The sequence below is a fragment of the Plesiomonas sp. genome (assembly GCF_051650925.1).
Classification (GTDB): Bacteria; Pseudomonadota; Gammaproteobacteria; order Enterobacterales; family CAMTGL01; genus Plesiomonas.
Genome location: NZ_JBOFRH010000270.1, coordinates 1 through 13,433, shown reverse-complemented (window position 1 = coordinate 13,433; position 13,433 = coordinate 1). Strand labels below are relative to the sequence as shown.

Here is a 13,433-nt window from a genome sequence, read left to right as displayed (position 1 = left end):
ACTACTGGCTAACCATCGGGTAGTTTTTGGCCATTGGGCTTCACTGCTTGGGAAAACTAACCAACCGGCAGTCTATGCATTAGATACCGGTTGTGTCTGGGGAAACCACCTGACCTTGCTACGCTGGGATGATCAACGTTACTTTCAGCAACCGCGGATCAACAGATAAACACCGGTCTTGTTATCCCCATCACTGAGTATTGGCAGGTTGGCGCGCTAAAATAGTAAACCGATAGGCATGCGGGTTTGCCGCATCTGCGGTGTGCGCTTCGCTGAAAACTTCATGCCACTCAGCGGCATCCCATTGCGGGAAGCGAGTATCGCCATCAATCTTGGCATCAATCAGTGTCAGATATAGGTGTGAGGCCAGCGGTAAAGCCTCACGGTAGACATACCCACCACCAATCACCATGACCTCGGGAACATCTCCGGCCAGCCTCAGCGCTTCTGACAAGGAGGTTGCCCATATAACCCGAGAGTCATTGCCCGCCTGACGAGACAGCACAATATTTTGCCGACCCGGTAATGGTCGCCCGATCGACTCATAAGTTTTCCGCCCCATGATGATCGGTTTTTTCAAGGTATTCGCTTTAAACCATGCCAGATCAGCGGGCAAATGCCACGGCATCTGGTTATCCAGCCCAATCACTCGGTTAGCGGCCATTGCCGCAATTAAACTTACTTTCATCTGGCCACTCTTTTGCAGTCGACTGTCATTCTTGGCCGCATCATAGCAAATCAGGCCATCAGAATCAGTGCGCTATTTTTTATGTGGCCAGCTTAGACGGCCTACCGTCTTAATACTGCCTACCTTCTTAGATTACCGGACGACGACGGTAAAACAGTAAACCGGGAATAGCCAGCCCCAACGCCAGTGCTCCGACAATGAAAAAGCTTTGCAGAAAGTGGGTGACCATTTGCGACATCAGCTCATGGGTATAGCCCTGATGATTTATCTCAACCAGTGCAATCATCGCTTTATAAGCTTTCACCCCCGGAACCATCGGGATCACTGCGGCAACCGTAAAGACCTTCGGATGAGCCAGATAGCGGTGCGACCAGTGCACGCCAATCATGCCAATGGTGGTTGATGCTGCCAGCGTACTCCACTCTATCGGAAACCCATAATGCAGCAGTAAAAAGCGCATGCCGTGCCCCAATGCCCCCAGCATCGCACAATAGCGCAGTGCGCGTACCGGAACATTGAACAACAAGCCAAACCCAACCGCAGGAATAGCGGCAAAAAACATATCCTGCACCAGCATCCACACTAAGTTGGCCATTATGACCACCCCCTGACATCCCACAGAGCCATTGCCATGACAATACCGGCACAGGTGGCAAAGGTCAGCAAGGTCGCCATCATCCAGCGGGCTAGCCCCATATTGACGTGCCCCTTAACCATGTCTGACAACGCATTAATCAGCGGAAAGCCCGGCACCAACAGCAGTACACTTGATGCCATCGCCAATGAGGGCTGATTGCCCAACTGATACACCAACCCAACCGAGGAAACAGAACTGGCCACAAACGCCGTCAGGCAAAAATTAACCAACGGATTAAAATGCCGCAGTGCCAGCTCTTGACGCACTAGCATCGCAATTGCGCTGGCAATAAATGTCACCGCAAAAACGGTGGCATCGCCCCCTGATAAGTGTGAAAAGCTCGCACAGGATAACCCCACCATCACAACAACCCACGAGCGCGGATAACGCAGTGGTTTAATCTTATCCAATCGTTTGCGTACTTCCGCTACAGAGAGCAGACCGCGCTCTGCCATAATTAGCGTACGCTGCACCTCGGTTACCACCTGCATATTAATACCGCGATCTACATTGCGCCGAGTGGTCGTAATACACTGCCCATTATTGAGCGTTGACAACACTATTGCATTGGCGGAAATAGAGCTTTCAACACTCTGCACGCCCAACGCCAGCCCTAAGCGCTCTGCCACCTGCTCAACCAGCGTACTCTCTGCCCCGTGCTGCAACAGCAGTAACGCACTTTGCACGCACAAACGGGTTATCTCACGCTGTCTCTCTGCTTCTGCCGACTGATCTTGATGCATTCCCTGCCGTGCTCCCGTACCAGACCTGAATAACCCGCAAAATAACATCTTGTGACATTAAACCGTTTTTCGGGATAAGAAAGGCTGATATAGAGCAAAAAAAAACCGCTTTCTGTGAACAGAAGCGGTTTTTATCGCCGTGTCTTTGTTTATCCCGAATATGGGGTAAACAGACGTACTGGAAAATAAATGATTACGGCTTGTAGATAGTCTCTACATCGTACTCATCTTCATCCCAGTCATCATCATCAAGGTCATCAGAGTCATCTGCGCCTTCCCAGACATCACTTAGCTGTTCACGGTGGTAATCATCCCACTTGAACTTCACTTCTTCAGTGACAACCTCAGGTTCAGCATCAGCTTTTGGTAGGCTCTCAATTAGCTGCATGATATCCCAGCACAGCGGGGTTACATTCTTACCTGTGGCTGCAGAGATGGTGTAGTAATCATCACCCCAACCCAGATCAGCGACGATCTTGTCGATCCGCTCTTGTGCCTCTTCTTCACTCATCAGGTCAACTTTGTTGAACACTAACCAGCGTGGTTTAGAGGCCAGCAGTTCACTGTACTGCTCAAGTTCAGAAACAATAATGCGCGCATTTTCTGCCGGATCAGAGCCATCAACAGGGTTGATATCAATGATATGCAGCAGTACACGGCAACGCTCAAGATGCTTAAGGAAACGAATACCTAAACCTGCACCTTCTGCCGCGCCTTCAATCAGACCTGGAATATCGGCAACCACAAAGCTGCGCTCGCTATCCATACGCACCACACCCAAGCTTGGGATCAAGGTGGTAAACGGATAATCAGCCACTTTCGGACGCGCCGCAGAGACTGCACGAATGAAGGTCGATTTACCGGCATTTGGCATACCCAGCATACCCACATCGGCCAGCAGCATCAGCTCTAAACGCAGCTCGCGTTTTTCACCTTCCGTACCACTGGTTTTCTGGTATGGCGTACGGTTTACCGACGATTTAAAACGGGTGTTACCCAAACCGTGATAACCGCCCTTCGCGACCAGCATTTTCTGGCCGTGCAGAGTCAAATCACCCAGCGTTTCGCCCGTCTCTTCATCAACAGCACGTGTCCCTACCGGTACTTTCAGAGTGATATCTTGGCCACGCTTACCGGTACAGTTACTGCCCCGACCATTCTCGCCACGTTCAGCGCGGAAGCTGCGCTCAAAGCGGTAATCAATCAGGGTATTTAAGTTTTCATCAGCAATGATAAATACATCACCGCCATCACCGCCGTCGCCACCATCTGGGCCACCTTTCGGGATATATTTCTCACGACGGAAGCTGGCACAGCCATTACCGCCATCACCAGCATCAACGCGAATTACCGCTTCATCGACAAACTTCATGATCGTCTCCGTGCAAAAGTGCAAACCGGGTTATTTCACGCCCGCTGCCGGTGCTCTCACAGCACGTTGAGGCAGCAGACGGTGGCCGATCGCAGAAAACATGGCGCCGGCAACCACCACCAACGCACCAAGATAACCCAGCATATTCAGCGGAGCGGCGGCAAATTGTGCCGGAGCCCACATACTCAATAGCTCTAAAAACAGTATGGTGAACAGTGGCGCTAACGTCACTATTGCACTCACTTTAGCCGAATCCCACTTCGCCATGGCTTCTGCAAATGCACCGTATCCAACCAGTGTATTGATACAGCAAAATGCCAGCATTGCCCACTGACGTGCATCCATCGCTAACGCCTGTTGCGGTTGTGCTACTGGTGAAAACAGTAAGGCACTGAGCACATACAAGGTCAATAAAATCTGTGGGGAGGAGAGACGACGCAATAAAACCTTTTGTGCCAAGCCGTACACGACCCAGACTAGCGCGGCAACCACTGCCAGTAGCACTCCTAGTGTATAAGTGCTTAAACTGGTGAACAGCTCATACAGCCGTGCATTGAAAAACAACAACATACCGCCGACCAGCAGCAACAGACCAATTACCTGATGCCGTTGTAGCTGCTCTTTTAACACCACTACACTGGCTATCAGCAACAACACCGGAGCGAGTTGAATGACAACTTGTACGACTGCTGGGCTGAGAAATTGCAACGCACTGTTGAATAAGAGGAAATTACTGGCAAGCCCAAGGGTTGCAGCCAGAATCAACCACCGATAATGTCGCCACAATAGCGCAGGTGAGGGTAAATTACCGCGAACAGCCAGCCAGATACCTAATCCAATCGCTGCAGTGGTAAAACGAAACCACACAATGGTGTAGGGATCGACAACTTCCAACGCCTGTTTCATGGCAATAGGCAGTGCGCCCCAAAAAATGGCGGTCAGCAGCGCCAGAAAGAATCCCAGCATAGCGTGCTGTCGCATCATATGGCTCCCGATAGCTGATATAAAAAAGCCCCGCAACTGCGCGGGGCTCTTCCTGTGAACCGGTCAAGGCCAGTAATTAGTCAGCAATGATGCTTACATATTTACGGTTGTTAGGGCCTTTAACTTCAAACTTCACTTTACCGTTAGCAGTTGCAAACAGAGTGTGGTCTTTACCACAACCCATGTTTACACCAGCGTGGAACTTAGTACCACGCTGACGAACGATGATGTTACCTGCCAGAACAGATTCACCACCGAAACGCTTAACACCTAGGCGTTTGCTTTCGGAATCGCGGCCGTTACGTGTGGAACCGCCAGCTTTTTTATGTGCCATTTGTCCGTTCTCCTAAACTTAAGCGCTGATAGCTGTAATTTTGATTTCAGTGAACCACTGACGGTGGCCCTGCTGCTTACGGCTGTGCTTACGACGACGGAACTTAACGATCTTAACTTTGTCGCCACGACCGTGAACTACAACTTCAGCTTTAACCATACCGCCGGCTACGAAAGGTGCACCGATTTTGATATCTTCGCCATTGGCGATCATCAGTACTTCTTCGAATGCAACTGATTCACCAGTTGCTACGTCCAGCTTCTCCAGGCGAATGGTTTGGCCTTCGCTTACTCGGTGTTGCTTACCACCACTTTGGAAAACCGCGTACATATAAAACTCCGCTCTTTTTCGGCACCGCAGACTCGATCTTATAAGTCAATTTGGGTGCTCAATAAAACTATTCAATAGGGCGCGAATTCTACGCAAAAAGCCGCTCAATGACAAGAGCTCTTCTGGCAATATCGGAGAAAAATTCTCCAACTTGCCCTTGCGCGTTTCCGTTCCTCGTTTTTAAGGTACAATCCATGCAGACAAGGTTTTATTATGGACTGATCTTCCCCCTATGATAACAAAATTAGAAGACTGACGGACTATGAAGCTTGAAGAGATTCGCGCCTTAAGCAATGCCGACATGGAAAATGTGAATGCGGCCATTTTGCAGCAACTCAATTCAGAGGTCGCACTGATTAATCAGCTCGGCTATTACATTATCAGCGGAGGGGGAAAACGGATCCGGCCAATGATCGCGGTTTTAGCTGCACGCGCACTGAATTATCAGGGTGATGGGCATGTTACCGCGGCGGCATTTATTGAATTTATTCATACCGCGACCTTGCTGCACGATGATGTGGTTGATGAGTCAGATTTGCGCAGGGGTAAAGCCACCGCAAATGCAGCATTTGGTAATGCAGCCAGTGTGTTGGTCGGGGATTTTATTTACACCCGCGCATTTCAGATGATGACCAGCTTAGGTTCACTGCGAATTTTAGAGCTAATGGCAGCAGCCACCAACGTGATTGCTGAGGGTGAAGTACAGCAGCTAATGAACTGCAATAACCCTGATATCACCGAGCAAGATTACATGCAGGTGATTTACAGTAAAACGGCGCGGTTATTTGAAGCGGCTGCACAGTCATCGGCGATTTTAGCCAATGCCAGTGATGAGCAAGAGTGTGCCATGCGTGATTATGGCCGTTATCTTGGTACTGCTTTCCAATTGATTGATGATCTGCTCGATTACAGTGCCGGTGAAGAGCTGGGTAAGAATCTGGGCGATGATCTCAACGAAGGCAAGCCTACCCTACCGTTGCTGCATGCTATGCAGCACGGCAATGCTGAACAATCAGCGATGATCCGCCATGCTATCGAAAAGGGTAATGGCCGTGATTTGCTTGAACCAGTCCTTGAGGCAATGCAGCAGTGTGGTTCACTTGAACACACCCGTTTACGGGCGGAAGAAGAGGCCGATAAAGCAATTCACGCACTAGCATGCATTCCGCCAAGCCCGTACCGCGAAGCGCTGGAAGGGTTGGCACATCTGGCTGTTTACCGCAGCCATTGATTCGATGGATCGGTCCAATCACTTTTTGATCCCGTGATTGGTTGATCCTTCGATCAACACAAGCCGTGCGGAACACGCACGGCTTGTAGCAATATGCCTCAGCTAGATTATGCTCATGATCACGCTGTTTACATATAAAAATACGCTAGGTGATCTATTCGCTAACCTCTTAAGATCGGCATTGGCGTAAAAAGATCTGCGCTGATCGTATCTGATCGGGCTAACCACCCTCCTACACAGTGGCTCGGTATTTTTATGTTGCCGTTTTTACTATTACGCTGTGATTACACTGTTGCTTTTACATGATGGCTTTTACACTATAGTAAAGAAGCCTATAAAAAAGGCTGCACAATCGGCAGCCTTTATTGACAACATTACGTGCCCGATTAACGGTTAGCCGTTAACAAATGCTTCACCCAATGCAATTTCATCACGCAGAGTCGGTAGCATGCTCTCAAGGGCATTTTGTTCAAACGCACTGAGTGTACCAATCGGTAAATACTCTTCAATACCGTTAGGGCCTAGCACAACTGGCTGTGCAAAAAAGCGTGAGTATTGCCCGTCACCTTCTACATAGGTGCACTCAACAATTCCCTTCTCACCCTGCATAGCACGCAGCAGCGACAAACCAAAACGTGCCGCAGCCTGCCCCATAGAGAGGGTTGCTGAACCGCCACCAGCCTTTGCTTCAACCACTTCAGTACCGGCATTTTGAATACGTTTGGTCAGCGCAGCAATTTCGTCATCACTGAAAGTAACACCTTCAATTTGTGATAACAGAGGCAAAATAGTCAGCCCTGAATGGCCACCGACAACGTGAACATCCAGATCCTGTGGCTGCTTATTTTTCAACTCGGCCACAAAAGTATTGGAACGGATCACATCGAGTGTAGAGATACCAAACAGTTTACGCTTATTGTAAACACCGGCTTTTTTCAGCACTTCTGCCGCAATAGCAACCGTGGTGTTAACCGGGTTGGTGATAATACCCACACATGCAGTAGGGCATACAACAGCCACTTTTTCGATCAAGTTACGCACAATACCGGCGTTAACATTGAATAGATCTGAACGATCCATACCCGGTTTACGCGCGACACCCGCAGAGATCAGCACAATATCAGCACCTTCCAGTGCAGGGCTTGGATCTTCGCCAGAGAAACCTTTGATCTTGACTGCTGTAGGAATGTGACTGAGATCGACTGCAACACCCGGAGTCACGGGGGCAATGTCATACAGGGAAAGATCAGAGCCTGCTGGAAGTTGAACCTTCAACAGCAGAGCCAGAGCTTGACCGATGCCGCCTGCAGCACCTAAAACCGCAACTTTCATCCTTAATGCTCCTTGTAAAATCCTATTGTGTTGGGTATCAAGATGACTAGACACTAATCCAACATCAAACTAAACACAATCTGTTAACACACAGATTGAGAGTTAGCGCAAAGCTGGCTCAATGTTGCGTCATATACCGATTTAATTCTATTTCGGTTGTACGGGCAGCGCCGGAAAATAGCGCTGATGTAACGCAGCCAGCGAACCATCGGTACGCATAGCATCCAGTGCATTATCCAGTTCACGCTTTAAAACATGGCTCTGTTTTGGTAACGCAATTCCCAGCCCCTGTCCGAAATAATCACGTGAGGTGTAGGCGTGCCCCAAAATTTTCCACTGACTCTCTTTATGTTGATTCAGCCAGTTCAAGGCAACGGCCTGATCGGTAAACACCGCATCAATATTTCCAGCAATCAGATCAGAAAAGGCCTCTTGATAACTGGCATAGGGCAAAGGTGTAATCTCTTCCCCTAAATGACCATCTACCACAAAATTCATCAACGTTGTGCCAGTTTGTACCCCGACTAAGCGCTCTTTGAGCACATCTGGACCCGCCACATTATCAGCATTAACCACCAATACAGCGGCATTATCCAGATAAGGCTGGGTGAAATTCATCAGTTGTAAACGGGTGTTATTGATATCTAGCGCAGCAATGGCAGCATCATATGCACCAAGGCGCAATCCGGATAGGATCGTGTTAAAGGGCTGTTCAATGAACTCACAACGGCGTTGCAAACGATCACACAATGCCATCGCCAGCTCAATATCAAATCCGGCTAATTGCCCCTGTTCATTATGGTATTCAAAAGGGGGATAAGTCGGATCGGTAGCAAAACGAATAGAAACTGACTCATCTGCCTGCACGAAAAAGCAGCACAGGAAACTAATTGAAACAAGAAAACGCGCCATTTTACACCTTATGCACACAATCTCAGTTGTTTGAGTATTGAAAATAAATGAATTTTTATGCAGTATGAGCGCTGTTTTTTTGCATTTTGGAGCCCATAATGCGTAGCCCAGATAAGCAAGAACAACTCATTCGTGCGTTTAAAGCGCTTCTAAAAGAAGAGAAGTTCAGTTCGCAAGGTGAGATCGTTCAAGCATTATTAGATCAAGGTTTTCGTAATATAAACCAATCTAAAGTATCACGCATGCTGACCAAATTCGGTGCGGTACGTACACGCAATGCGAAGATGGAGATGGTTTATTGTCTGCCAGCAGAGCTTGGTGTTCCAACCACTTCCAGCCCATTGAAAAATCTGGTTCTTGATGTTGATTATAACAACGCACTGATTGTTATACACACCAGCCCCGGCGCGGCACAGTTAATCGCGCGAATGCTCGACTCGCTCGGTAAAGCGGAAGGTATTCTCGGCACGATTGCCGGTGACGACACCATTTTTATTACTCCTTGCCGCACCATTGAAATTGAAGTTTTATACCACTCAGTTCTGGAGCTATTTGAACAGCACGAGTAATAACTACCGTCATTGGTTTTGAAGCAAAAAAGCCCGTTAGGGCTTTTTTGCTATGGCCAACTGATTGAACGCCAACCTACTCTCAAACATCAACCATCTTCATCGGTTTAATCACGCCAATAAGCTGGGGACATCAGCACCAAAAAGGGGAAAATCTCCAGTCGGCCAAACAGCATTGCTAGCATCATCACGTATTTTGAGGGCTCTTTAAGGCCACTAAAATTTGAACCTGATGCGCCATAACCAATACCCATGTTATTGATACAACCGGCAGTAGAGCCAATCGCGGTATCAAGGGTTTCACCAAATGCGGTCAGTAAGAAGACAAAAATCAGCGTCATCATGACATACAAAAAGAAAAAGCCGAGTACTGCCAATCCTTGGCGATCATGAATCGGTTTGCCCGCCATTTTCAGTGATACAACCGAACGCGGGTGGATCAGTAGTTTGACCTCTTTGACACTTTGCGCAATCAGTACCAAGATCCGCAGGGCTTTGATCCCGCCACAGGTTGACCCAACACACCCCCCAAAAAAGCTGGCACCAATCAGCAGAAAAGTAACATCAACCGGCCAATCTGGATAACCGGCCGTGCCTAATCCGTTATCGGTCATCACCGACATAGACTGGAAAAAACCGTGATAAAAAGAGGCCCACAAATCAAAGGTATTTGAACGGTATAGCCCCCAGACCGTGTAAGCAACCACACAAAAACAGACCAGAATATATAATCTGAACTCCGGATTGCGGCTGATCACTTTAATATTGCGGCGCTGAAATGCGATAAAGTAGAGTGCAAAGTTAATACCGGCCAGAATAGAGAATACACCGGCAACCAGCTCAACGCCGGCGCTATTAAAATAAGCCACACTTTCGGTATAAGTAGAAAATCCCCCTAACGAGATAGTGGCAAAAGCGTGGCAAATAGCATCAAACCACCCCATCCCCACAGCTCGAAAACTGAAGATACAAGCAAATGTCAGCGCGCAATAGACAACCCACAGACTCTTAGCGGTATCCACAATACGTGGCGTCATTTTCTCATCTTTCATCGGCCCGGGCATTTCCGTTTGAGCCAGCATTCCGCCTACACCAATAAAGGGAAGTACGGCAATGGCTAAAACGATAATCCCCAACCCGCCAAAAAAGTTCAGTTGAGCGCGGTAATACAGCAAGCTTTTCGGTGCATTGGTAACATCACTTAAAATCGTCGCACCGGTTGTGGTAATACCTGAGATGCTTTCAAACAGCGCATCGGTCAGGCTGATATCCACCCCTTTTAGCATCACCATCGGCAAGGTGCTGAAAAATGAAAACACCAGCCAAAATATCAATACCACTAAATAACCGTCTTTTGTCCCCAACTGTGACTTATTATTTTTCGTCCAATAGTAGGTCATCAAACTTAATAATAGGGATATGACAAACGATTTAAAGTAAGCGGCTGATTCTCCATCACCCTCATAAATAGCAACAAATATCGGAATAATAAATGTGACGGAATAAAGCGCTAACAAATAGCTATTTATCTTTAAAATCGCCTTGAATTTACCGGCTGTAATCATGCAAAAACCTTACTCTATTTCAGGCAATTAAAGCGTAATACGAAAATAACCTATTCAAACTGCCTCTCAAAACTCCGCGATAACAGCGGGCGATTCTGACAGGCCTATTCAGGGTGCAGCAGTCGATCCTACCGCACAAATTGCTTAGCGCCAATCCCACAGAGAATAGCAAACAGCTCTTCTTGTACGTAAATGGCCTAGCAAATGTGCGGCTCGCCACAAAAATGCGATTTACCTCGCAGAAAGGTGCTCAAGTGCAGTCAGCAACTTTTGGTGAATACCACCAAAACTGCCATTGCTCATCACTAAAATATAGTCACCCTCTTTGGCAGTACGCATGATCATGGTGACTAACGCATCGACATCCGCAGCCCAGTGCGCTGGCTGTACACACGCTTCTGCTACGTCAGTGACCATCCATGGAATATTGGTAGGTTGTAGCAGGAAAACTTCATCAGCACGCCCCAAAGCGGGCGCCAAATCCTGCTTTTGAACACCCAGTTTCATGGTATTAGAGCGTGGTTCAAGTACGGCGAGAATACGGGCTGTACCACCAATTTTAGCGCGTAACGCCGATAACGTGGCAGTGATTGCCGTCGGGTGATGGGCAAAATCATCATACACAGTCACGCCTGACACACAGCCTTTGAGCTCTAAGCGACGGCGTGCATTGATAAACTGGCTTAATGCAGCACAGGCATAAGCAGGTTCAACCCCTACATGGCGGGCGGCGGCAATCGCCATCAGGCCATTGTGCATATTGTGCTCACCTACCAAGCCCCAGTGCACTTCGCCGACATACTGCTGATCAAGCTGAACACTAAATTGTGCCGCATCATGGCTCAGTTTTTCGGCCTTCCATTCACCGTTTTCACCGGTGCTTTCAACTTCGCTCCAGCAGCCCATATTCAGCACCGCTTTGACGTTGTTATCATGCTGCGGCACGATCAATTTTCCGTTGTTCGGCACAATGCGAACCAAATGGTGGAACTGTTTTTGGATCGCATGCAGATCATCAAAAATATCCGCATGATCAAACTCAATGTTATTGAGGATCAGCGTACGCGGGCTGTAGTGCAGGAATTTCGAGCGCTTATCAAAAAAAGCACAATCGTATTCATCAGCTTCTATCACGAAAAACGGGCTGTTACCCAACCGAGCTGACACATCAAAATTTCCCGGCACACCGCCAATTAAAAATCCGGGCTCATAACCACAGTGCTCTAAAATCCACGCCAGCATGCCTGCGGTGGTGGTTTTCCCGTGTGTACCGGCAACTGCCAGCACCCAACGATCACCTAACAAATGATCATGTAGCCACTGTGGGCCTGAGGTGTAAGGCAAATTGTTTGCCAACACATATTCAACACATGGATTACCGCGTGACATGGCGTTGCCAATCACGACACAATCAGGCTGTGGGGTTAACTGAGCAGGATCGAATCCTTGAATAATATCAATGCCTTGCTCTTGCAATAAGGTGCTCATTGGTGGATAGACGTTATTGTCAGAACCGGTCACGGTATGGCCCTGCGCACGCGCTAATAGAGCTAATCCGCCCATAAATGTGCCGCAAATGCCTAAAATATGAATATGCATAGCTAACTGTTCTCACCCTCATGATTTATCGTGCATTCTACTCTCGTCTGCAAAAGAGAGGAAATCAGGCTGTCAAAGTGCGGAAATGTTCGACAGCGCAGGATATTTTTTATCATTATCGCTAAAATTGTGAACAGGTACGCAAACGTTTGGTTTGAAGACCTTCGTGCTGTATCACTGTACGCCTACTCACATGATAAATAATCAGGAAGATGACAATGAAAACACTTGGCGAATTTATCGTCGAGAAACAGCAGGATTTTCCCCATGCAACGGGAGAGCTGACTTCTCTGCTGGCCGCAATCAAACTGGCCGCAAAAATTATTCATCGCGATATTAATAAAGCCGGTTTGGTAGATATTCTGGGTGCTAACGGCCTTGCCAATGTGCAGGGTGAAAGCCAAATGAAGCTAGATGTTTATGCCAATGATAAGTTGAAAGCCGCACTGCAAGCACGCGGAGAGGTAGCCGGTATCGCCTCAGAAGAGGAGGATGATATTGTTATCTTTGAAGGTGATCGCGGTTGTAATGCCAAGTATGTGGTGTTGATGGATCCGCTAGATGGCTCATCAAACATTGATGTGAACGTGTCGGTCGGGACTATTTTTTCAATCTACCGCCGTATCACGCCAACAGGAACACCGGTAACACGCGAAGATTTCTTGCAATCTGGCAATCGGCAAGTGGCTGCCGGTTATGTGGTTTATGGTTCATCAACCATGTTGGTGTACACCACTGGCCGTGGCGTACATGGCTTTACTTATGACCCGAGTCTGGGTGTTTTTTGTCTATCGCACGAAAATATTCGTATCCCGCAAAATGGGGTGATTTATTCGATCAACGAGGGCAATTACATCAAATTCCCGCAGGGCGTAAAAAAATACATTAAGTATTGTCAGGATCACGACACCGCCAGCAAACGCCCCTATACCTCACGCTACATCGGCTCGTTAGTGGCAGATTTTCACCGCAATATGCTCAAAGGCGGGATCTATATTTACCCAAGTACAGCCAATAGCCCAAAGGGAAAATTACGTTTGCTGTATGAGTGCAACCCGATGGCATTTCTCGCCGAACAAGCAGGAGGAAGAGCCAGTGACGGTACGCACCGCATTTTGGATATCGTTCCCAGTGAAC

14 protein-coding genes are annotated in these 13,433 nt (G+C 48.1%); 3 read left to right on the top strand and 11 right to left on the bottom strand.

Going from position 1 to position 13,433, the window contains the following annotated elements:
• Positions 1–190: 190 nt before the first annotated feature.
• The 7 genes from folA to rplU all read right to left on the bottom strand — a co-directional run bounded on the left by folA (position 191) and on the right by rplU (position 5,088).
• Positions 191–688, bottom strand: coding sequence for a type 3 dihydrofolate reductase (folA, locus tag ACRC27_RS06555; RefSeq protein ID WP_438639466.1), 498 nt, complete (start codon positions 686–688; stop codon positions 191–193).
• A gap of 127 nt (positions 689–815) precedes the next feature.
• Positions 816–1,286, bottom strand: coding sequence for a threonine/serine exporter family protein (locus tag ACRC27_RS06550; RefSeq protein WP_438623579.1), 471 nt, complete (start codon positions 1,284–1,286; stop codon positions 816–818).
• Positions 1,283–2,068, bottom strand: a complete 786-nt coding sequence (locus ACRC27_RS06545) for a threonine/serine ThrE exporter family protein (RefSeq protein WP_438623467.1) — start codon at positions 2,066–2,068, stop codon at positions 1,283–1,285. Before ACRC27_RS06545 ends, ACRC27_RS06550 begins: the two co-directional genes overlap by 4 nt.
• Positions 2,069–2,261: 193 nt before the next feature.
• Positions 2,262–3,440 carry an Obg family GTPase CgtA gene (gene cgtA, locus ACRC27_RS06540; protein ID WP_438623466.1) on the bottom strand — a complete coding sequence of 393 codons (1,179 nt, stop codon included), beginning with the start codon at positions 3,438–3,440 and terminating at the stop codon, positions 2,262–2,264.
• 30 nt (positions 3,441–3,470) lie between these two features.
• A complete protein-coding gene (locus ACRC27_RS06535) occupies positions 3,471–4,424 on the bottom strand; it encodes a DMT family transporter (RefSeq protein ID WP_438628982.1) in 954 nt (317 codons plus the stop codon).
• Between the two features lie 76 nt (positions 4,425–4,500).
• On the bottom strand, positions 4,501–4,758 hold the full coding sequence (gene rpmA / locus ACRC27_RS06530) for a 50S ribosomal protein L27 (RefSeq protein ID WP_438623464.1): 258 nt from the start codon (positions 4,756–4,758) through the stop codon (positions 4,501–4,503).
• Between the two features lie 18 nt (positions 4,759–4,776).
• The gene (gene rplU / locus ACRC27_RS06525; protein WP_438623463.1) at positions 4,777–5,088 is read right to left on the bottom strand and encodes a 50S ribosomal protein L21; all 312 of its coding nucleotides are present in this window, start codon (positions 5,086–5,088) and stop codon (positions 4,777–4,779) included.
• 262 nt (positions 5,089–5,350) lie between these two features.
• Between rplU and ispB the strand changes: the two genes are divergently transcribed.
• Positions 5,351–6,319, top strand: coding sequence for an octaprenyl diphosphate synthase (gene ispB, locus ACRC27_RS06520; protein ID WP_438639465.1), 969 nt, complete (start codon positions 5,351–5,353; stop codon positions 6,317–6,319).
• Positions 6,320–6,712: 393 nt separating this feature from the next.
• On the opposite strand, the gene mdh is transcribed toward ispB, so the two are convergent.
• A complete protein-coding gene (gene mdh, locus ACRC27_RS06515) occupies positions 6,713–7,651 on the bottom strand; it encodes a malate dehydrogenase (protein ID WP_438639464.1) in 939 nt (312 codons plus the stop codon).
• Between the two features lie 147 nt (positions 7,652–7,798).
• Positions 7,799–8,563, bottom strand: a complete 765-nt coding sequence (locus tag ACRC27_RS06510) for a transporter substrate-binding domain-containing protein (protein ID WP_438623460.1) — start codon at positions 8,561–8,563, stop codon at positions 7,799–7,801.
• A 98-nt stretch (positions 8,564–8,661) separates the two neighbouring features.
• On the opposite strand from ACRC27_RS06510, the gene argR reads away from it, so the two are divergent.
• The gene (gene argR, locus ACRC27_RS06505; RefSeq protein ID WP_438623459.1) at positions 8,662–9,132 is read left to right on the top strand and encodes a transcriptional regulator ArgR; all 471 of its coding nucleotides are present in this window, start codon (positions 8,662–8,664) and stop codon (positions 9,130–9,132) included.
• A gap of 107 nt (positions 9,133–9,239) precedes the next feature.
• Here the strand turns inward: argR and ACRC27_RS06500 are convergent, their stop codons facing one another.
• The gene (locus tag ACRC27_RS06500; protein ID WP_438623458.1) at positions 9,240–10,697 is read right to left on the bottom strand and encodes a TrkH family potassium uptake protein; all 1,458 of its coding nucleotides are present in this window, start codon (positions 10,695–10,697) and stop codon (positions 9,240–9,242) included.
• A gap of 231 nt (positions 10,698–10,928) precedes the next feature.
• On the bottom strand, positions 10,929–12,296 hold the full coding sequence (mpl, locus tag ACRC27_RS06495) for a UDP-N-acetylmuramate:L-alanyl-gamma-D-glutamyl-meso-diaminopimelate ligase (protein ID WP_438639463.1): 1,368 nt from the start codon (positions 12,294–12,296) through the stop codon (positions 10,929–10,931).
• Between the two features lie 218 nt (positions 12,297–12,514).
• Between mpl and fbp the strand changes: the two genes are divergently transcribed.
• A partial coding sequence (fbp, locus tag ACRC27_RS06490) for a class 1 fructose-bisphosphatase (protein WP_438639462.1) occupies positions 12,515–13,433 on the top strand: 919 nt, incomplete at its 3' end.